This window comes from Rufibacter glacialis (assembly GCF_008271745.1).
Taxonomy (GTDB): Bacteria; Bacteroidota; Bacteroidia; order Cytophagales; family Hymenobacteraceae; genus Nibribacter; species Nibribacter glacialis.
This window is the reverse complement of record NZ_VKKZ01000010.1, coordinates 204623-224207: the sequence shown is the minus strand read 5'-3', so window position 1 is coordinate 224207 and position 19585 is coordinate 204623. Positions and strand designations below refer to the sequence as shown.

The window sequence follows — 19585 nt, the reverse complement described above, 5'->3', positions numbered from 1 at the left end:
GCTGGCTCCAACGCCCTGCTTTTCAGGGCCATCATGTTACAGCTTCTACGAAGATTTTCCAGAAGCTTCTACCTTCTCAGGAAAAAATAAGCTGACCAGGCTTTTGGTCCTGCTCCTCAAAACGGTTGGCAGGAGCCCCAGCCGGAGTCTATCCGTTTCAGGTGTGTTTTCGCTTAAACTCCCTTTAAAGAAGGAATCAAGCTTCGGCCAGCCCGGCCATTTCGGGTATGGTTCTGGAGGTCACAAACTCCACTATTCGCACCTCTACCAGCGCCTGGTACACGAAGGGGTCAGCTTGCATGAGTTCCTCTACGGCTTGCCTGCTGCTTGCCCGGCAGAAGATGAAGCCGCCATCACGGGGCACTTTGCGGCCCGAGGCTAAGAAATGGCCGGCAGAGAAGCCTTGCTCCACAAAAGCCAGATGCTCGGCCATGAATGGTTCTATCTCTGCAAATGGTACGGCGTAGGTGAGTTCAATGAGGAACATAACGAAGGAGGTTGTGGGCAGCAGATGCGCGCAGTTGCTTTGTTTTAGGGTTATTTTCTAAAAAACGGGCTGAAACCGCTTTCATTGCCAAGTATAAACAGCCCGAACCTAATTATACACCAGAATCACCAGATGATGTTAAACTTCGGGCACCGCCGCCCGTTTTCTTTGTAGCACGAAAGGTTTAACTAACTCCTACCGTACGTAACCCTATGAAACTACTTTTCACCCTTGCCCTTGCCTTGACGTTTGGTCTCTTGGAGGCCCAGGCGCAGCATGAACATCATACCACGGCACCAGCTAAAAAGCAAACCAAGCCCGCTGTACCACCGGCACCCACCAAGCCGGCTTCGGCCCCTAAAAAGAAACCCGTGCCGGCCCCTGCCAAGAAAAAAGCGGCCGCTCCGGCAGCCCCTAAAAAATCCCCGGCCCCAGGTACAACCACCGGTGATCACTCAGGGCACCCTATGCCTGCCCCTGCCACCACCCAGCAGCACCAGGGCCATCCCATGCCGCAAGACACTGCGAAAAAGCATGAACATCACCCCGGCATGGTCATGGAGGAAGGCACTAAAACACAAGACACCACCCGCCACGGGGGCATGGACCACAGCATGGGCGGCATGAGCCACGCGTTCTCCCGCAACCTGCCCATGAACCGGAACGGCTCTGGCACGTCCTGGCACCCAGACGCCACGCCTATGTATGGGTACATGAAACACGCCGGCGACTGGATGCTCATGTTCCACGGCCAACTGTGGCTGCGCTACAACAAGCAGGATATCTTTGAGAAAGGCTCCCGGGGCGGCAGCCAACTGGACGCCCCCAACTGGTTCATGGGCATGGCGCAGCGCGAAGTGGGCAAACGCGGCCTCCTGCGCTTCAGCGTGATGATGAGCCTGGATGAACTTACCATGGGCGACCGCGGTTACCCCCTGCTGTTCCAGAGCGGCGAAACCTACGGCGGCGGGAAACGCCTGGTAGACCGCCAGCACCCGCATGACCTGTTCTCTGAGATCAGCGTAGGCTACACGCACATGCTGAACCAAGACATGGATCTGTACGGCTTCTTTGGCTACCCAGGGGAGCCGCCCGTGGGGCCACCCGTGTTCATGCACCGCATCTCAGCGTTCAACAACCCAGAATCACCGCTGGGCCACCATTGGCAAGACGCCACCCACATCACGTTTGGGGTAGCTACGGTAGGTTTCCGGTACAAGCAGTTCAAGATAGAAGGCTCCAACTTCACGGGCCGCGAACCCGATGAAAACCGCTATGACTTTGACAAACCCCGGTTTGACTCCTATGCCACGCGCCTTTCTTATAACCCCAACCAGAACTGGGCTCTGCAGGTATCGCGCGGCTGGATCACCAGCCCTGAGCCTCTGGAACCCGAGGAAGACGTAACCCGCACCACGGCCTCTGCCCTTTACAGCCGGCCTTTGGCGGGCGGGGGTGACCGGTTCTTCACCTCGGCTTTTATCTGGGGCTTTAACGGCGGCGGCCACCACCAGGAGCACTCGGCCATTGCCGAAGCCAACCTGCAGATGGACAAAACCGCGGTGTACGGCCGCTATGAGTACGTGCAGAAAACCCCGGGCGAGCTGGACCTGGCAGACCAATTTGACCACCATGATGTTTTTGACGTGCATGCCCTCACCTTGGGCACAAGCCAGCGGGTGGCGCATTTCGCCAATACGTATTTGACCCTGGGGGTACAAGCCAGCGTTTTCGCGCCAGATAAATTGCTGAAGCCGCTGTATGGTAAAACCCCGGTGTCTGGGGAGATTTACCTGAGGCTGAACCCGGGCCTGATGATGGGAGGAAGTAATGCTAAAAAACCTACGACCGGCAACAGCATGCAACACCAGCATTAAACCCTGTTATTGGCTCCGTTTCTGAAATTGAGCCTAAAAACAGATAATCGTAGACCTCACAGGTTTTAAAAACCTGTGAGGTCTTTTTATGTAGCAGGACTAGACCCTCGCAGTTCTTCCAGATGCAACTAGTTCTAGGGAAATGGCACGGTCTTTTACTTTACCCCCTGAGCCACAAACAAAAATCGGCTACCAGGTTCCACACCTGATAGCCGTTTTCTATAGTATGTACAGAAGGTTAAGACTTACTGTTGTCTTTCCCTTTCTTTTCACCGTCCTCTATACCATTGTAGCTGCTCCATTGGGCAACGCCTTTGGGCTCAGCAGAGGTGATTTCAGCGCTTTTGATTTTGCTGAGTTCCTTGTTCATCTTCTCGGTGAGCTTCATCTCCTTTTCAATGCCTTTCTCCCGGTCCTGAAGTCCTTGGGTTTCCTTCACGTGGGCCAGTGGATCTTCAATGTAGTTCCAAGGTTTGCCGGTGTTGGGCATCTCGCCTTCGTTCCAAGGGCCGCGGGCGCTTTCACCCTGTGACAGGTTGAAGTACTGATTCGTGAAACGTGGGTCGGCTTGCAAAACTCCCGGCGGGTAGTTGGGCTCAATGGTGGAAAGGGCTGCCTGGAACATCTCAAAGTGGGCCACCTCGCGGGTCATCAGGAAAGAGAGCGTCTCTTTTACATACGGGTCATCAGTGAACTGCATCAGGTACTCATAGACCAGTTTGGCCCGTGACTCAGAGGCGATGTTTGAGCGTAAATCCACGGTGAGGTCGCCGTTGGAGTGGATGTACGAGGCACACCAGGGAATGCCTTGGCTGTTGGTCAGGCGTGGACCGCCGGCGCTCAATACCCCAAACTGCGGGTTAGACAAGGCCTGGTGGATGATGTTCTCCTTGGCCGCTTTGCCGTTCATGACTTCCATGATCTCAGACTGGTCGGCAGCGTCTTTCAACTCCCCGTTCACGCCTTTCAGCAGCATCTGAATGGTAGCTCCTACAATCTCCAGGTGACTGAACTCCTCCGTGGCAATGTCCATGAGCATGTCATACTTCTCTGGATAGGGCTGTTTGGCGGCAAAGGCCTGGGTGAAATACTGCATGGCAGCGGCCAACTCTCCGTTTTCCCCACCAAACTGCTCTAAGAGCAAAGCGGCGAAACGAGGATCAGGTTTTGACACCCGGGCGTTAAATTGAAGGTCTTTTACGTGATGGAACATGTTATCTTAGGTTAGTAGGTGAGCCCATGCGTTCCTTTTTCCTTTATTAGAAAGGGCCGGTAGCAGCATGGGGTTGGTACTAGAAAGAAACGGGTTCCACAGGGGTTTGTTCAAAGAGATTGTGCGCTGTTTTCCCTAAAAAAGGACGAAACCAAAGCAAAAATCCACTACAACTGACTCACCTACAATATGGTATAAAATCCATAAGGCTCTAACGCAAAAAGACCTCTGTTTTCCACCTTAGAAGAATCCTATGTTAATCTTATAGAGTTGCAGTTGGCCTAGCTTCCTAAGAATGCCTCCTTTACAGGCTGTTTTCTATGCCTTTGCTGAACGCATTGATGAAGGCGTGCTTGATCACGTTGACGAAGGTTTCCCACCCGTCGGTTTTGGGGTTGTTGATGTTGCCGGTGATGGGGATGTGGGTGGCGATCTGGTCCCGCTTCTGGTTTTCAGCGGCTTCGGCAAAGACCCCGATCACGGCTTCTTTCACGGCACTGAGCACCCCGCCTTCCTTCTTGTCTTTCTTCCAGTTGAGCACCTTCACCTCCTCAAAGAACGGTTTGATATACCCTTTCAGCTGACCGTCCATGAGCTTTACCTCACTGTAGAGGTCCAGCTTGCCGCGCTCCACGTCAAACTTGGCGTACCTTTTAATGAAGCCGTTCAGGCTGGTGAGATTCACGCCTGTTATCTGGAAATCTGAGTCAAAGTCTGGAATGCGCTTGAGGGCATTCACCCGCATCTTGCCTTTCACTGTTCCGCCGCCAATAGACTTGCCGGTGACCTTCACCGAAGAGGGTAGCTTCCCCCCCGTGTTTTCCACGTTGGCCAGGTTCAGGGCCACCAGTTCCATGTTATGGATATCCAGTTTTGCGTCTGGCGAGGCGCTGAAATCAATAAAAGCCAGTTTACCGTTGTGCACCTCAAAGCGGTTAATCTTCATCGGCATCAGGTCTTTCACCACCTCGGTCCAGTGGTCAATAGTAGGGTCATCCTTGGCCGCTTTAGAGGACTGGGCGTTCCCGGTGACCAAGTTCATGACCGGATTTAGCATGGTGACCTCGCCTGCCAGCCGGCCTTTGAACAAGGCTTTCCACTCAATGGAAAGGTCCGTCTCCTGAATGGTCAGGAACGGATATTTCTCACTGCCTTTTTCTTCTTTCAGCACAAGCCCGTCTATCTGGTAGGCGCCCCTTAGCAAGGAGATGTCCACGTCCTCTACGTAGCCGGTATAGCCCGGCAGTTCTTCCAGCGTCTTGTTGACGTAGTTTTTCACCAGGTACGGAAGTGCGATCCTGAAGGCGAGCAGTAGCAGCACTACCACCAACCCAATTTTCAATGGTCTGGTAAGATGGATAGCCATGGTACTCAATTGTTTTCCTTATTTGTATACGAAAGCCAAAACGGGCAGTTCAGGGCGCACCCGTTAGTTCTCCGGCAGAAATTGCTGAACTCATCCACCTCCTTGGCTGTTTCTGTAGCACCCGCCTGGAGGCGTTTTCCCTGCCTTCTGCGGAAAACAGCCGGTAAACCGGCCTTTTAAACCCAGAACACCAGACTCAGCACTCGTTTCCGTACCTTTGCCCTAAATTTGATTCCTTGGCAACCGCTCCTAAAATTCTGCTCCTCACGCCGCCGCTCACTCAGCTCAACACGCCTTATCCGGCCACGGCCTATATCAAAGGTTTTCTGCGCGGCAGAGGGTTTGACGTCACGCAGGCAGATTTCGGGCTGGAGCTGGTGTTGCGCCTGTTCTCCCGGAAAGGCCTGCACCAGGTGTTCCAGGCCATTCTAGATGGCACCTATGACCTGTCTGACAATAGCCAGCGCATGGTGCGCCTGCGCAAGTCTTACCTGGACACCATTGAGCCGGTCATCCGCTTTCTGCAGGGCCGCGACAGCACCCTGGCCCACCCCATTGCCCTGGGCTCCTTTCTGCCGGAGGCCAGCAGGTTTCTGCAATTGGCTGATCTGGAGGAAGCTTTCGGCACCATGGGTATTTCAGACAAAGCCCGCCACCTGGCCACCCTGTACCTGGAGGATCTGGCAGATTTGATCAAGGAGACGGTTTGCCCGCACTTCGGCTTTAGCCGCTACGCGGATAAACTGGCTATGAGCGCCACCTCTTTTGACCCGCTGGAGGAAGAGCTGCAAACCACGCCCAACCTGGTAGACCAGATGCTGCTGGACATTCTGGACGAGCGCCTGCAGGAAGTACAGCCGGACGTGGTGGGGTTTACCGTGCCTTTCCCCGGCAACCTGTACGGTGCGTTGCGCCTAGCGCAGTTCATCAAGCAGAAGTACCCGCACCTCAAAACCCTCATGGGCGGTGGCTATCCCAATACTGAACTGCGAAGCCTGCGTGAGCCCCGCATTTTCCACTACCTTGACTTCATTACCTTAGATGACGGCGAAGGTCCGTGGCTCAAACTGCTGGAGCATTTCCAGGGCCAGCGTTCCATAGAGCAACTGCAACGCACGTTTATGTTGCTGAACGGCGAAGTCCAATACCTTAACGGCGCCCAGGATGCCGATATCCCACACCACGAGGTAGGTACGCCTGATTATAGTGACCTACGCCTGCATGAGTACCTGAGCGTGGTGGAAGTGCTCAACCCCATGCACCGCCTCTGGTCTGACGGGCGCTGGAACAAGCTCACCATCGCCCACGGTTGCTACTGGAAACGCTGCTCTTTCTGTGATATCACCTTAGATTACATCTCGCGCTACGAGACCGCGCCCGCCACCCTGCTGGTAGACCGCATTGAGCAGATCATTGCGCAGACCGGCCAAACTGGTTTCCACTTCGTGGATGAGGCCGCGCCGCCGCTGGCCCTGCGCGATTTAGCCATTGAGTTGCTGCGCCGGGGCGTGAAGATTACCTGGTGGGGCAACATCCGGTTTGAGAAAACGTTCTCCGCCGACCTTTGCCGCTTGCTGGCCGCCAGTGGCTGTATTGCCGTCTCGGGCGGCTTGGAAGTAGCGTCTGACCGCCTGTTGGCGAAGATGGAGAAGGGCGTGAGCATTGCGCAGGTAGCCCGCGTCACGCGGGATTTCACTGCGGCAGGCATCATGGTGCACGCTTACCTCATGTACGGTTTCCCCACGCAGACCGCCCAAGAGACCATTGACTCTTTGGAAGTAGTGCGGCAACTGTTTGCCCAGAACGTGATCCAGAGTGGCTACTGGCACCGGTTCTCCATGACGGCGCACAGCCCGGTGGGCAAGAACCCCGAGAAATACGGTGTGGTGAAAGTAGGTCCGGAACCCGGCCTCTTTGCAGATAATGACCTATGGCACGAAGACCCGCAAGGCGCCGACCACGAGCTTTTCGGGGCTGGTTTGGCGAAAGCGCTCTATAACTACATGCACGGCATAGGCCTGGAGGAGCCGCTTTCGTTCTGGTTTGACTTCAAGGTACCACGGGCCTCGCACCCCAAGACAATGATTGCCCAAGCCGTAGAGGCGATTGGCAAGCCGGATTCTGAGAAACAGAACCTGCGCGTGGTTTGGCTGGGAAATGCACCGGAGGTAGAAGTGGTCACCAAAACCAAAAAAGGCCGCACCTTCCATAATGCAGTGCTCACCTTCACGGAAAAAACCGAGGAATACGAAATCCGCACTTCGCCGGAAGTAGGCCACTGGCTGCATACCTGGCTCACCCGCCTTTCTGAGGATTACGGCACCAAGTATCTTTTAAAAGACCTAGCCACGGATTACCCCCAAGGCCAGATGTTCACCTTCCAGGAGTTCCTCATCACAGATACGTGGCTGGATCTGCGGGAGCGTGGGTTGTTGGTGGTGTAAGGTTGTTTTTGGTGCAGACGCTCGCAGGTCTTTCAGACGCTACGAGGTCTTTTGAATTGGCGGTATTACAATTCGTCTTCTTCTATGAAAGAAGTGATGACGCGAAAGTCTGCATTTTCTTGGTGGAACCTTTCCAAATGGGTCTTGCCTCCAAACCACTCAAGAACTGTGTGGCGCTCCAGGCTAGTTGGCTTTTTGGAAAGGAGGCTATGGTAAGAAGAGTGGGGCCAATCCTTGAAATCCTGAATTAAGCCGTGATGTTGTGGGTTGAAATGGATGTAGAAAATCAGGTTCGTAAAGTATGCCTCAGAGGTGACTTCTTTCCTTCTGAATCGCTTCTGAAACAGGCTGTCAACTCTCCCATAACGGGTGTTCATTGCTTTTGTAAAAGCATTTAGTAAATGCCCCCATTGCCTTTGGATGCGTATGGGTATCAGTTCTTGGTTTTGTTCGCTTCTTTTGAATAGATCTTCTTCCTCCCTTACCTGAATCAAGAAATGTATATGATTAGGCAACAGGCAGTAGCAGTAAGTATGCACAAACGGCGCTACATATTTGCGGTATAACTTCAGGAAGTAAAAGTAACTTTCCTGGTTCAGGAAAACCGTTTCAGTGTTATTGCCTCGTGTATAAATATGGTAGAACTTACAAGGCTCTAAATCCTTCGTCTTTTGCATTTAGCCATATACGAGATTCAAAAGCGTTTGTCAAAAGACCTCGTAGCGTCCGGAGGACCTGCGAGCGTCTCACCCTATACCTCCCGCTGCATATACAAATCCCGCTGCACGTCTGCGCCCAACACAAACGCCAACTCGCCTACTTCTTTGAACCCGTACTTTTGGTAAAACCGGATGGCGCGCTCGTTGCTTTCCCACACGGTGAGCCACACCACGTCATGGCCGTTTTGCTGCGCGCGTCCTAAGCTCGTTTTCATCAAAGTATCCCCTAAACCGCGGCCGGTCCAGGCTTTCAACAGATAGAGGCGGCTAATTTGGAAAGGTCTTTTCCCGGATATTTCAGCGGGGGCCGGGGCGGTGTTCCATTTCACATAGGCTACTGCCTCCCCTGCTGCTTCCACCAACAGGAATTCCGTGTGGGGATCGGCTAACTCGGCGGCCTGTATTTCTGGGGCATACATGGTGGGGCGAAAGACTTCCATGTCCTCGGGTTTGTTGTAGGCAGCAAAGGTCTCGTCAAAGGTGCGCCAGCCTAAATCGGCGAGCAAAGCCGCATCAGCGGAAGTTCCTGGACGGAAGGTGAAGGCATGGGAAAGGGGAGCGGACATACAACGATTTTCAGGCAAAGGTACGGAAGAAGGACTCGTGCAGACTGTGACAAAAGAAAAATCAGACCTCAGGCCCTCGTTTCAGGCCTTGTTTTCAGATTTTAGCCTGGAAACAACTATGCCCCGGAATTTCAGATGAACGGAAAAACGAGTGAATTTACCTGTTATTTATACACTTTCTAAGGGGTTGCCTGCGTATACTAGTAGTTGAATTCGTACCCCAACCTAGAGATATATGCCCCAAGATAAATTCCCCGACCAACATCTTCCGGAGGGCGAGGGTGGTCAAGCACAACATTCAGACGCGCGCCGAACCTTCCTGAAGCAATCATCCTTGCTCACGGCGCTGGCGTTGGCTCCCCCGGCGGCCCTCAAAGCCGCAGAACTGAAATTTGAAGAAAAGGTAGCCGCAGTATTTGAGCAGGTGAAAGTGACCCTGGGCATCAACGGCAAAAAGCAAAAACTTTCCATAGAACCGCGTACCACCCTGCTGGATTTGCTGCGCGAACAACTGCACCTCACCGGCACCAAGAAAGGCTGCGACTATGGGCAGTGCGGAGCCTGCACTGTGCACGTAGACGGGCAGCGCGTTTTGTCTTGCCTCACGTTGGCAGCCATGGCAGACGGCAAAGAAATCACCACCATTGAAGGCCTCGCCAACGGAGATAAGCTGCACCCCATGCAGGAGGCCTTCATCAAGCACGACGGGTTCCAGTGCGGGTACTGCACGCCGGGCCAGATCATGAGCGCGGTGGCGTGCATCAAAGAAGGCCACGCTGATTCTGATGACGAGATCAGGGAGTACATGAGCGGCAATATCTGCCGGTGCGGCGCCTACCCCAACATTGTGAACGCCATCAAAGAGGTTAAAAACGGAGGGCACAAAGTATGATTCCATTCCAATACGTGAAGCCCAGCAAACCCAAGGCGGCCATTGATACGGTAGCCAAAGACCAGACGGCCATGTTCATCGCCGGAGGCACCAACCTGGTAGACCTCATGAAACGCGACGTCCTGAACCCCGAAAAACTGGTAGACATCAATAAACTTCCCTTAAGAAAAATAGAGCGGGAAAACGGCACCGTCCGTATAGGGGCCTTGGCCTTGAACGGGGCCGTGGCCGAGGACAAATTGGTGCTGGAGAAGCATCCGTTGCTGTCTCAGGCCTTGAACGCAGGCGCCTCGGCGCAACTCCGGAACATGGCCACCGTGGGCGGCAACATGATGCAACGCGTGCGCTGCCCTTATTACTATGACACCGCCATGCCCTGCAACAAACGCGAACCCGGCACCGGGTGCAGCGCTATTGAAGGCTATAACCGCATGCACGCCATCTTCGGGCACAGTGACAAATGCATTGCCGTGAACCCCAGTGACATGAACGTGGCCTTGGTAGCGCTAGATGCCGTAGTGCTGGTGTCGGGCCCTAAAGGCGACAGGAAAATCCCGTTTGGGGAGTTCCATAGGCTGCCTGGTGATACACCCCACATCCACACAAACCTGCAGCAGGGCGAGTTGATCATGGCCGTGGATGTTCCGGAGAACCCGTACACCAAAAACGTCCATTACCTCAAAGTGCGCGACCGCAACTCCTATGCCTTTGCCTTGGTCTCGGTGGCAGCGGCACTGGATTTAGACGGCAGTAACATCAAATCAGCCAGGCTGGCCATGGGCGGCGTGGCGCACAAACCCTGGCGCTTGCAGGAAGCCGAGCAGTTCCTGGCCGGCAAACCCGCCAATGAGGCCACGTTCCGGCAGGCCGCCGAGGTGGCCATGCGCGGCGCGAAAGCGTTTGAGCACAACCAGTTCAAGTTGAAATTGGGTCCTAACACCATTGTGCAGGCCCTGAAAAACGCGGCAGGCGCCGTTTAACCCTCCTTCCTTATGAAAGATTATTTCTTCCAAGATACCGTTGGCAAGCCGATGGACCGGGTAGATGGCCGCCAGAAAGTGACGGGTGCCGCCAAATACTCCGCTGAATATGAGTTGCCCAACATGGCGCACGCCGTCTTGGTGGGCAGCACCATCGCCAGGGGCAGCATCAAAAGCATTGACACCAAAAGAGCTGAGAATGCGCCTGGGGTCCTGGCTGTGCTCCATTACCAGAACTCGATTAAAGTTCCCGGGTATGTCCAGGAGGCGCACCCCACCGAGCCTAAACCCGCGGGCAAGCCCCTACAGGTTTTCATTGATAACCAGATTCACTTCAACGACCAACCCATTGCGGTGGTAGTAGCAGACACCTTGGAGCGAGCCATGTACGCGGCCAAACTGGTAAAGGTGCAGTACAATGTAGAAAAACACGCCACTGATTTCCACCAAAACGTGTCCAAGGCGGTTTTGCCCACGGTGGCCAAACGCAACCCCAAGCATGGTCTCAATGACTACGTGCGGGGCAAGGAAGACGCCTACAAAACCGAGCCGCTGAAGATTGAGAGCGAATACGTGATTCCTACGGAATTCCACAACCCCATGGAGTTGCAGTCCATCATCGCGCACTGGGAGGCCGACAACAAACTCACCGTCTATGACAAAACCCAGGCGGTGATTGGCACCCAGAACGCTTTTGCCAAAGATTGGGGAATTCCGGTTCAAAACGTGAAAGTGATTGCCACCTATGTGGGCGGGGCTTTTGGGAACGGGCTACACACCTGGCCCCACGAAACCGCCGCTATCATTGCCGCCAAGAAAGTAAACCGCCCCGTAAAACTCATGCTCACCCGCGAGCAGATGTTCACCATGGTGGGTTACCGGCCGCATGCGTGGCAGAAAGTGGGCATGAGCGCCACCAAAGACGGAAAAATCACCGCCATCACGCACGAGGCCATTGGGCAGACGTCTTCTTACGAGGAGTTCACCGAGTCTACCTTGCAGCAGACGCGCATGATGTACACCAGCCCCAATGTGACCACCCGTTACCGCATCCTGCCCCTGAACGTAAGCACGCCCATCTGGATGCGTGGCCCCGGTGAGGCAACGGGCGCCTTCGCCCTGGAATGTGCGCTTGACGAGATGGCCTACGTGATTGGTATGGACCCGCTGGAATTCCGCTTGATCAACCACACCGACAAAGACCCCGAGAAGAACCTGCCCTGGTCTACCAAATACCTGAAGGAGGCCATGCAGATGGGGGCTGAGAAGATTGGCTGGAGAAAACGGCAGCTGCAACCCGGCATGGTGAAAAACGGCGAATGGCTGGTAGGCTACGGCATGGGCGTGGGCACCTTCGGGGCGAACCGCGGCCGCGCCAAAGTGAAAGCCACCTTACACAAAGACGGCACGCTGGTCATGCAAAGCGCCACCACGGATATTGGGCCGGGAACCGGAACGGCCATGGTCCAGATTGCGGCGCAAAACCTGGGCCTGCCGCCCGAGAAGATCGTGTTTGAGTTGGGTAGCTCCCTGTATCCGCCTTCGCCCAGCCAGGGTGGTTCTGCTACGGTGGCTACGGTGGGTTCTGCGGTGCATGCCGTGTGCCAGGTGCTGAAGAAGCGCTTAACCAGCATGGTAGCCGGCAATTCAGACACCAGCTTCAAAGGCGCCACCGTGGAAAACCTGACGTTCAAAGACGGCTACGTTTCCCTGACGGCCTCCCCTTCGGCCCGTCTTTCCTTTGGTGATATTCTGAAACAACAGAACCTACCGGAGCTGGAAGTGACGGAAGAATCAAGCCCAGACGCGAGTCTCCGGCAGAAATACTCCATGTACTCCTACTCCGTGCATTTTGCCGAGGTGCAGGTACACCCCCTGACGGGCCAGATTCGCGTGACCAACATGGTCTCCTGCGCTGATGCCGGCACCATCATCAACGCCAAGACCGCCGGCAACCAGATGATTGGCGGCGCGGTAGGCGGTATTGGTATGGCCTTGACCGAAGGCGCAATTATGGACCACCGGTTTGGGCGGTACGTGACCAAAGACCTGGCTGAGTACCACGTACCGGTGCACGCCGATGCGCCCAATATCTCCTCCCTGTTCGTGAACAAACCCGACCTGATCAATAACCCCAACGGCACCAAAGGCATCGGGGAAATCGCCATCATCGGCGTAGCCCCGGCTATTGCCAACGCCATCTTCAACGCCACGGGCAAGCGGATCAGAGAATTACCCATCACGCCGGACAAACTGATGATGGTATAAGTTGAAAAACAGCCTGAAAACGCCAGACCTCACAGGTTTTTGAAACCTGTGAGGTCTTTTTTTGTAAATATCAACGCTGTTGGCGGAGACACTCGTAGGAGCTGCGCACACTACGAGGTCTTTGGAGTAGGCGGTGTTGGCATTTTTTAATTGCTTCCTGAAACACTTTATATAGCCTAGCCTCAAAAGTTTTCCAGTACTTGGACATTCTTCTCTCCCTGTCATCCTGGAAGGATCTCGGTGGCAAACGGCAATGGCGATCATTTATAGCTTTCTTAGTTCGCTACCGAGATCCTTCCAGGATGACAAAATAAATATTTTAGTTTGTCCTGATTCTTAAGAAAAAAACCTCACAGGTTTTAAAAACCTGTGAGGTTTGAATCCGCAATAGCGGTAACTCACAAGACCTCGTAGTGTGCGCAGCTCCTACGAGTGTCTCCACCCTTTCCGTTTTTGGCTTCATTTCTGAAAATGAGCCCAAAATCAGAAACCACCTCGACTATTGAGAAATTAATCTTTCTTACTCTTGAGCAGTTTACGCAGCTCAGCCAGTTCGTCTCTGAACTTGGCGGCCTGCAGGAAGTCCAGCTCTTTGGCGGCGGCTTCCATCTGCTTCTCGGTTTTCTTGATCACTTTCTCCAGCTCGTCTTTCTTCATGTATTGCACCACTGGGTCAGCGGCAATAGACATGAGACTTTCATCTGGTCCGGCATACGCTTTTGGTTCCTTGGTGCGGTTAGAGTCGGCCACGGAGGTCTGTTCCATGATGGCTTCCTTGGACTTGAGAATGGTTTTGGGCGTAATGCCGTGCTCCAGGTTGTACTCTATCTGCGTGTTCCGGCGGCGGTTGGTCTCGTCAATGGCGCGTTGCATAGAACCCGTCATCCGGTCGGCGTACATGATTACTTTTCCGTTCTCGTTCCGGGCGGCACGGCCAATGGTCTGGATCAGGGAACGCTGGTCGCGCAGGAAGCCTTCTTTGTCGGTGTCCAGAATGGCCACCAAACTCACCTCGGGTAAGTCAAGACCCTCGCGCAGCAGGTTCACGCCAATGAGCACGTCAATGATACCCAGGCGCAGCTCGCGCAGAATCTCCACGCGGTCCAGGGTTTTCACCTCAGAGTGGATGTACTTCACCTTGATGTTGAGGCGCTCCATGTACTTGGTCAGTTCCTCGGCCATGCGCTTGGTGAGCGTGGTCACCAGAATCCGGTCACCGGACTTGATGCGGTTGTCCACCTCGTCCAGCAGGTCATCAATCTGGTTCTGGCTGGGCCTGATCTCAATCTCGGGGTCTAATAAGCCCGTCGGGCGGATGATTTGCTCTACCACCACGCCCTCCGATTTCTGGATCTCGTAGTCGCCGGGAGTGGCACTCACGAAGATAACCTGGTGCATGACGCTCTCAAACTCGTTGAACGTAAGCGGACGGTTGTCCATGGCAGCGGGTAACCGGAACCCATACTCTACAAGCGCCGTCTTGCGCGAGCGGTCACCGCCCCACATGGCGCGTACCTGCGGCAGGGTAGCGTGGCTCTCGTCAATCACCATCAGGAAATCATCTGGGAAATAGTCCAGCAGACAGAACGGACGGGCACCGGGCTCACGGCGGTCAAAGTAGCGGGAATAGTTCTCAATGCCTGAGCAGTAGCCCAGTTCCCGGATCATCTCCAGGTCAAACTCAGTCCGCTCCTTGATGCGTTTGGCTTCATTGTCGCGGCCTTCTTTGAGGAAGTACTCGTGCTGGGCCACCATGTCAAACTGGATCTCATTGATGGCCTGGTTCAGGGTGTCTTTGCCCGTCACGAAGAGATTGGCCGGGAACAGCGAGATTCCTTCCTCATCGGCAATCTTTCTTCCGGACTCAGGGTCTATGCGCTGGATGGACTCGATCTCATCGCCCCAGAAGTAGATGCGGTAGGCAAAATCGGCGTAAGCCGGATAAATGTCCACGGTATCGCCCTTCACCCGGAAGGTTCCACGTGTGAACTCCACCTCGGTGCGGCTATAGAGAATGGACACGAACTGGTAGAGCAGGTTGTTGCGGCTCACCTTCATGCCCGGGGCCAGCGGGATCACGTTCTTCCCGAATTCCTCTGGGTTGCCTATACCGTAGATGCAGGACACCGAGGCCACCACGATCACATCACGGCGGCCCGATAGCAGCGCCGAAGTAGCATGGAGCCGAAGCTTTTCAATCTCCTCGTTGATCTGCAGGTCTTTTTCTATGAAGACATCAGAGGAAGCGATGTAGGCCTCGGGCTGGTAGTAGTCATAGTAGGAGATGAAGTACTCCACCGCGTTGTTGGGGAAGAACTGCTTGAACTCGCCGTAGAGCTGTGCAGCCAGGGTTTTGTTGTGGCACAGCACCAGCGTAGGCTTCTTCACCTCCTGGATCACGTTGGCCACCGTAAAAGTTTTACCGGTACCGGTAGCTCCCAGCAACACCTGGGCATGCTCCCCTGTCTTGATGCCCTTCACCAGTTCCTTGATGGCTTTGGGCTGGTCTCCGGTTGGTTTGAATTCTGACGTTAATTGGAAATCCATAGAGGAAAAAATACGATCAAAGGTAACGTATTGTAACACCAAGCCGGCCAATAGAGTTTAGCTTGCTGCTAAATTTACTAGCGTTTGAGGCTTAGTTTACTAAAATAACGCAAAAAACGCCGCTTCTGCGAAACGGCGCCTTTGTAATGATGCTGCAAGAAAGAACTTCTACCCGTCAACCACAAGGTTCCTCGCTTACGGTGAGCACTTTCACGTGCGGGTACACCACCGGCACAAAACCTGGGCACGGCGGCGCCTCTTCTTTAGGGATAGGCCTGAGGGTGAGGTAGAGGTTTTTGCCCGGCACCTGGTAATAGGGGTGCAGGTCAAAGGTATTCACGTAAACGGAGTCGTTCTGGGGTTTGGTGCCTATGATACGGGCTGCGGCGGTATCCAAGATGGCCAGGACCGTACCACAGCCTTGGTCTACCACCACCGCCTGGAAACAGGGGCTAACCGGTTCCTCCTCCTCACAACCAGAGAGGGCCAACAGGCCGGCCATGACCCCTAAAGATCTGCAACTTTTCAGCATGGTCTCTTCCAGATGTTTACCGTGTAGGATTGTTTTGTGGCTATTTTCTTGAAATTAAGGTAAAAGTACGGTATTGCGCTTTTTGCCCTGGTCAACCAGGGCTTTCTGCATTTGCTTTTTCATGGCGGCCACCACATTCTTTTCTTTCTCGCCGACAACATTCTTTATTTCTTCTTTAAGCCAGAGCGCCGCCGTCACCATATACAAAGGAACAGAAAAAAGCAGTGCCCAGGTTCTTACTACCTTTAAGAGAGAGAAAGTCTTGTGCATTAGGGTAAAAAACTAGGTAAGTGTATGCTGAGTAAGGAAGACCTGCAAAAAAGGCCGAACCCCTACTCCTGTAAAAAAGATTAAACTACTTATTTGGCAAGGCGCCACCGGCCCCCTATGCTCACCCCCAGTTGGTACATGTTGCCCTGCCGTGGTTGATCCCGCACCATGGGGGTGAGGGAGTAGGTGAACTCCGGGGAAATCATGAAACTCATTTTCCTGGTCACGTCATATCCTAGGCCCACCGAGGTGGTGGTAGCCCACTGCACCGTTCTGAAGGGCGAGTTCTCATCACTGAGGCCAAACCGCACGGTCTCTACCTGATCTGTCTCTGGTACAATGGAATTCTGCACCAGAAAATTCATGTTCACTCCGCCGGAGATGAGTGCGTAGGCTTTTTTGTGCGAAATCCGGTAGGCTAGACGCACCGGTAGCCCTACCTTCTGGTACCGGTACCGGGTGGTGTATTGGTCTGTGCGGTTGATGGAAACCGGGTGCATGGCCGCTTCCGGCTGTAGGGCACTGGTGACCAGGGGCATCCCTTTCCCTGCTGTGGGACTGGCGGAAGTGTTGCCTGTAAACCCAAAGTCCATGGTTCCCCTGCTCCCGTACACCAGGTAGGATTGGGTGGTAGTGGCCTCATTCTGGGTATACAGCACCCCGCTTTCTACCTGCCACTTGTCATTGATCCTATAACTGGCCCCCACCAGGGCAGCGTAGGAGTAAGCAGGCGAATAGCTGTTGTTGTATTCCTCCACCGCTTCCTGGTACTGCCGGGACACTTGGGATTGCTGTATAGAAGATGCCTTACTACCCATAGAAGAACCATTTTCAAGTTTAACCGGACTATAGGCGTACTGCGGACTGTACGCCATGGTCAGGCTCCACTTGTAAACGCCCGTTGTTTCGGTTTCATTGCCTTTACCGCCGGCAGGCACAGTCTGCGCCACTACAGCTCCTTCCTCTTTCTTCTGCACCATGATGCTTTTCTGAGGCCCTGGCAGAAGCGAATCACCGGTAATGGAAAGTCCAGGGGTTAACGCTAGACTTTGGGTCATGGCCTTAGGGAAGCGTTCCAGGGCAGTTATTTCAGAAACAGCCGGTTCTGGGGAAGACGCTGCCGTTGACTCGGTCTTTTTATTTTCCAGGATAGGCAAACCTGCTGGGGCTTCTGGCTGCGCCTGGGACGTTGGCACAGTCTTATGCTGCGCCAATGCTTGTGGTCGGTTGTCAGCGGCTACGCCGAACCCGTCTTTCTTGACGGCCTCCGCAGTGGCCGCACGCCTGGTTCTGTTTAACGCCCGTTTTTCAGGAACAGCCCCAGAAACAGAGGCCAGCTGCTCAGGACGTTCCTTTGCCCCACCCTCCGATTGACCTGGCACTGCCAAAGGCTCGTTACCCTCAGCACCTTCTTTAGGACTGCCTTCGCTCCTGACTTCAGGAATGGAGCTACTTTGCTGGCTAGCCAATTTGCCTCCCTGGTTTAGCGTGGGGGCGGCTTCTTGCTGCCACAGGTAAAGGCCCACTGACACGAACAGCAAGAGGAACACCGCGGCTATGGACCGGTACCATTTCACCTGCTGCCTGTAGCCGTGCAGTTCATGGTTCTCCAGTTCCCGGTCAATATTTTCCCAGAGACGCGGGGACGGAGCGCTTTCTGCTCCAGCAAGACCATTCCGGAAGATGTCTTCCATAGACTGGCCTTGTTCTTTCTTAGCCGGTGACTCTTTCATGGTATTGCTTTTTTAACCGCAGCAACGCCTGCCGTAAGCTGGCGCGGGCGCGGGAGTATTGTGATTTAGAGGTACTTTCTGTGATGTCCAGCATCTCTCCTATTTCTTTGTGCGAAAAGCCTTCAATGGCGTACAGGTTGAACACTGCCTGGTAACGGGGCGGCAACTCACGCACCAGCTGCAATAGTTCTTCATAGGCAAACTGGTTGTCTATGTTGTCATGCTCAGAGACCTCCTCCCAATCCTCTTCCTGGTCTGTGACCATCAGGTGCCGGTTGGTGCGTTGGTGCTTGAGGGCAGTATTGATCACGATCCGCCTGATCCAGAATTCCAGCGGGCAGTCTCCTTTGAAGTTCTTCAGGTACAGGAACACTTTCACAAAGGAATCCTGTAAAATATCCTCGGCCTCAAAATCTGTGCGGGCATACCGTTTACTCACGGCCAGCATTCTGCCCGCGTACTGTTGGTACAGTGCCTGCTGGGCATCACGCTTGCCGCCCACAGCCCTTTTGATCAGGTCTGCCTCGGTAGGATCTTTGGGCTTGAAAATCTTCAACGGAGAGTCACTTAAATGATCTTCTACTGCTAAGAGCCTGCCGGCCCCTGAAAGGTTGCATCAGGCCTTGCCCGAAGAGGATAAATTTCTTACCCAACTTCGACGCACAAGAAAGATACATGGAAAATAGGCCAGATGCCAGATAGGAGGCGCCCCGTTTTAGGGAGAAATTTTAAAAAACAGGGGTAAACCAGAAACCCATCTTCCTATATGGAAAACACGCTCCTTGCCTTCAGACAAGTTTATCTTTTTAATTGGCAGCAGAAGAATCTTTTCTCCTGGTCTGCCGGGAGGCTAGCCATAAGAAAAGTGGGAACTATCCTTCTCCCGCCAAGTCTTAGTTTGGCGGCTGTTTTCAGAAAAATAGAGGAAAAACGGGGTTAGCTGTGCCAGATCTGCCAGGCTACCTCGGCCTGGAGGCAGAGCATTTCATAGCCGTTGATGGTTTTGGCGCCCATCTCTTTGCCGCGCTTCATGAAAAGCGTTTCTGCGGGGTTGTACACCAGATCATAGAGGTAGTGGTGGGCAGACAACAGCTCATAAGGAAGGTCGGGCGCCTGGTCGTGGTTAGGGAACGTTCCCATCGGCGAGGCATTGACAATAAGCGACACGGAGGAAAGGACGCTGGGCGTGAGGTCCTGGTAGGTGAGCATGCCTGGTCTTGGTTGCCGGGAGACCACCTTGTAGGCGATGTTCAGGTATTCCAAAGCTGCCATCACGGCCTTGGCCGCCCCTCCCGTTCCCAGCACCAACGCCTGCGAATGGGAGTAGCACGGATAGAAATTCTGCAGCGACTGCATGAAGCCCTGGTAATCTGAGTTGTGCCCAATGAGCTGTCCGTTCTCAAACTTCACCACGTTCACCGCTCCTATGCGCGCAGCGGCAGCCTCCATCCCGTCCAGGAAAGGGATGATGGTTTCTTTGTAGGGGATGGTCACGTTGAGCCCCTTCAGGTTCGGGTGCGCCCGCAGCAATTCTGGGAAGTCTGCGATCTGGTCTAACTCAAAGAGGTGGTAGACGCTGTCTTTGATTCCTTCGGCGCTGAACTTCTCAGTGAAATATTTCTGGGAGAAAGAGTGGGTTAGCTTGTATCCTACCAGCCCGTATTCATGTTCCATAAGGCTTTCTGGGAGTT

16 protein-coding genes are annotated in these 19585 nt (G+C 54.0%); 5 read left to right on the top strand and 11 right to left on the bottom strand.

Features of this window, described 5'->3' with window-relative positions:
• Positions 1–196 precede the first annotated feature (196 nt).
• Complete coding sequence (locus tag FOE74_RS01760; RefSeq protein WP_149096888.1) at positions 197–487, bottom strand: YciI family protein; 291 nt, start codon at positions 485–487, stop codon at positions 197–199.
• 212 nt (positions 488–699) lie between these two features.
• Here FOE74_RS01760 and FOE74_RS01755 point away from each other — a divergent pair, with 212 nt between their 5' ends.
• On the top strand, positions 700–2364 hold the full coding sequence (locus tag FOE74_RS01755; protein ID WP_225840595.1) for a hypothetical protein: 1665 nt from the start codon (positions 700–702) through the stop codon (positions 2362–2364).
• Positions 2365–2602: 238 nt separating this feature from the next.
• Here the strand turns inward: FOE74_RS01755 and FOE74_RS01750 are convergent, their stop codons facing one another.
• Complete coding sequence (locus FOE74_RS01750; RefSeq protein WP_149096887.1) at positions 2603–3577, bottom strand: manganese catalase family protein; 975 nt, start codon at positions 3575–3577, stop codon at positions 2603–2605.
• A 304-nt stretch (positions 3578–3881) separates the two neighbouring features.
• Entirely contained in the window at positions 3882–4943 is a 1062-nt protein-coding gene (locus FOE74_RS01745) for a DUF748 domain-containing protein (RefSeq protein WP_149096886.1), read from the bottom strand.
• A 236-nt stretch (positions 4944–5179) separates the two neighbouring features.
• Here FOE74_RS01745 and FOE74_RS01740 point away from each other — a divergent pair, with 236 nt between their 5' ends.
• Positions 5180–7387, top strand: coding sequence for a B12-binding domain-containing radical SAM protein (locus FOE74_RS01740; protein ID WP_149096885.1), 2208 nt, complete (start codon positions 5180–5182; stop codon positions 7385–7387).
• A 65-nt stretch (positions 7388–7452) separates the two neighbouring features.
• Here the strand turns inward: FOE74_RS01740 and FOE74_RS01735 are convergent, their stop codons facing one another.
• Positions 7453–8064 (bottom strand): hypothetical protein, encoded by a 612-nt coding sequence (locus FOE74_RS01735; protein ID WP_149096884.1) that lies wholly within the window; start codon positions 8062–8064, stop codon positions 7453–7455.
• A gap of 74 nt (positions 8065–8138) precedes the next feature.
• Positions 8139–8672 (bottom strand): GNAT family N-acetyltransferase, encoded by a 534-nt coding sequence (locus FOE74_RS01730; protein WP_149096883.1) that lies wholly within the window; start codon positions 8670–8672, stop codon positions 8139–8141.
• 235 nt (positions 8673–8907) lie between these two features.
• On the opposite strand from FOE74_RS01730, the gene FOE74_RS01725 reads away from it, so the two are divergent.
• The 3 genes from FOE74_RS01725 to FOE74_RS01715 are packed head-to-tail and all read left to right on the top strand — an operon-like array spanning position 8908 to position 12812.
• The gene (locus FOE74_RS01725) at positions 8908–9564 is read left to right on the top strand and encodes a (2Fe-2S)-binding protein (protein ID WP_149096882.1); all 657 of its coding nucleotides are present in this window, start codon (positions 8908–8910) and stop codon (positions 9562–9564) included.
• Positions 9561–10544, top strand: coding sequence for an FAD binding domain-containing protein (locus tag FOE74_RS01720; protein ID WP_149096881.1), 984 nt, complete (start codon positions 9561–9563; stop codon positions 10542–10544). Before FOE74_RS01725 ends, FOE74_RS01720 begins: the two co-directional genes overlap by 4 nt.
• Positions 10545–10556: 12 nt before the next feature.
• Positions 10557–12812, top strand: coding sequence for a xanthine dehydrogenase family protein molybdopterin-binding subunit (locus FOE74_RS01715; RefSeq protein WP_149096880.1), 2256 nt, complete (start codon positions 10557–10559; stop codon positions 12810–12812).
• Positions 12813–13322: 510 nt separating this feature from the next.
• Here the strand turns inward: FOE74_RS01715 and uvrB are convergent.
• The 6 genes from uvrB to FOE74_RS01685 all read right to left on the bottom strand — a co-directional run bounded on the left by uvrB (position 13323) and on the right by FOE74_RS01685 (position 19568).
• A complete protein-coding gene (uvrB, locus tag FOE74_RS01710) occupies positions 13323–15359 on the bottom strand; it encodes an excinuclease ABC subunit UvrB (RefSeq protein WP_149096879.1) in 2037 nt (678 codons plus the stop codon).
• A 175-nt stretch (positions 15360–15534) separates the two neighbouring features.
• Positions 15535–15891, bottom strand: a complete 357-nt coding sequence (locus FOE74_RS01705) for a hypothetical protein (RefSeq protein ID WP_149096878.1) — start codon at positions 15889–15891, stop codon at positions 15535–15537.
• 54 nt (positions 15892–15945) lie between these two features.
• Positions 15946–16161, bottom strand: coding sequence for a hypothetical protein (locus FOE74_RS01700; protein ID WP_149096877.1), 216 nt, complete (start codon positions 16159–16161; stop codon positions 15946–15948).
• An 89-nt stretch (positions 16162–16250) separates the two neighbouring features.
• A complete protein-coding gene (locus FOE74_RS01695) occupies positions 16251–17894 on the bottom strand; it encodes an outer membrane beta-barrel protein (RefSeq protein WP_149096876.1) in 1644 nt (547 codons plus the stop codon).
• Entirely contained in the window at positions 17875–18450 is a 576-nt protein-coding gene (locus FOE74_RS01690) for an RNA polymerase sigma factor (RefSeq protein WP_308422673.1), read from the bottom strand. The genes FOE74_RS01695 and FOE74_RS01690 overlap by 20 nt, the downstream gene beginning before the upstream one ends.
• A 380-nt stretch (positions 18451–18830) precedes the next feature.
• Complete coding sequence (locus tag FOE74_RS01685; RefSeq protein ID WP_149096875.1) at positions 18831–19568, bottom strand: shikimate dehydrogenase family protein; 738 nt, start codon at positions 19566–19568, stop codon at positions 18831–18833.
• Between the last annotated feature and the right edge of the window lie 17 nt (positions 19569–19585).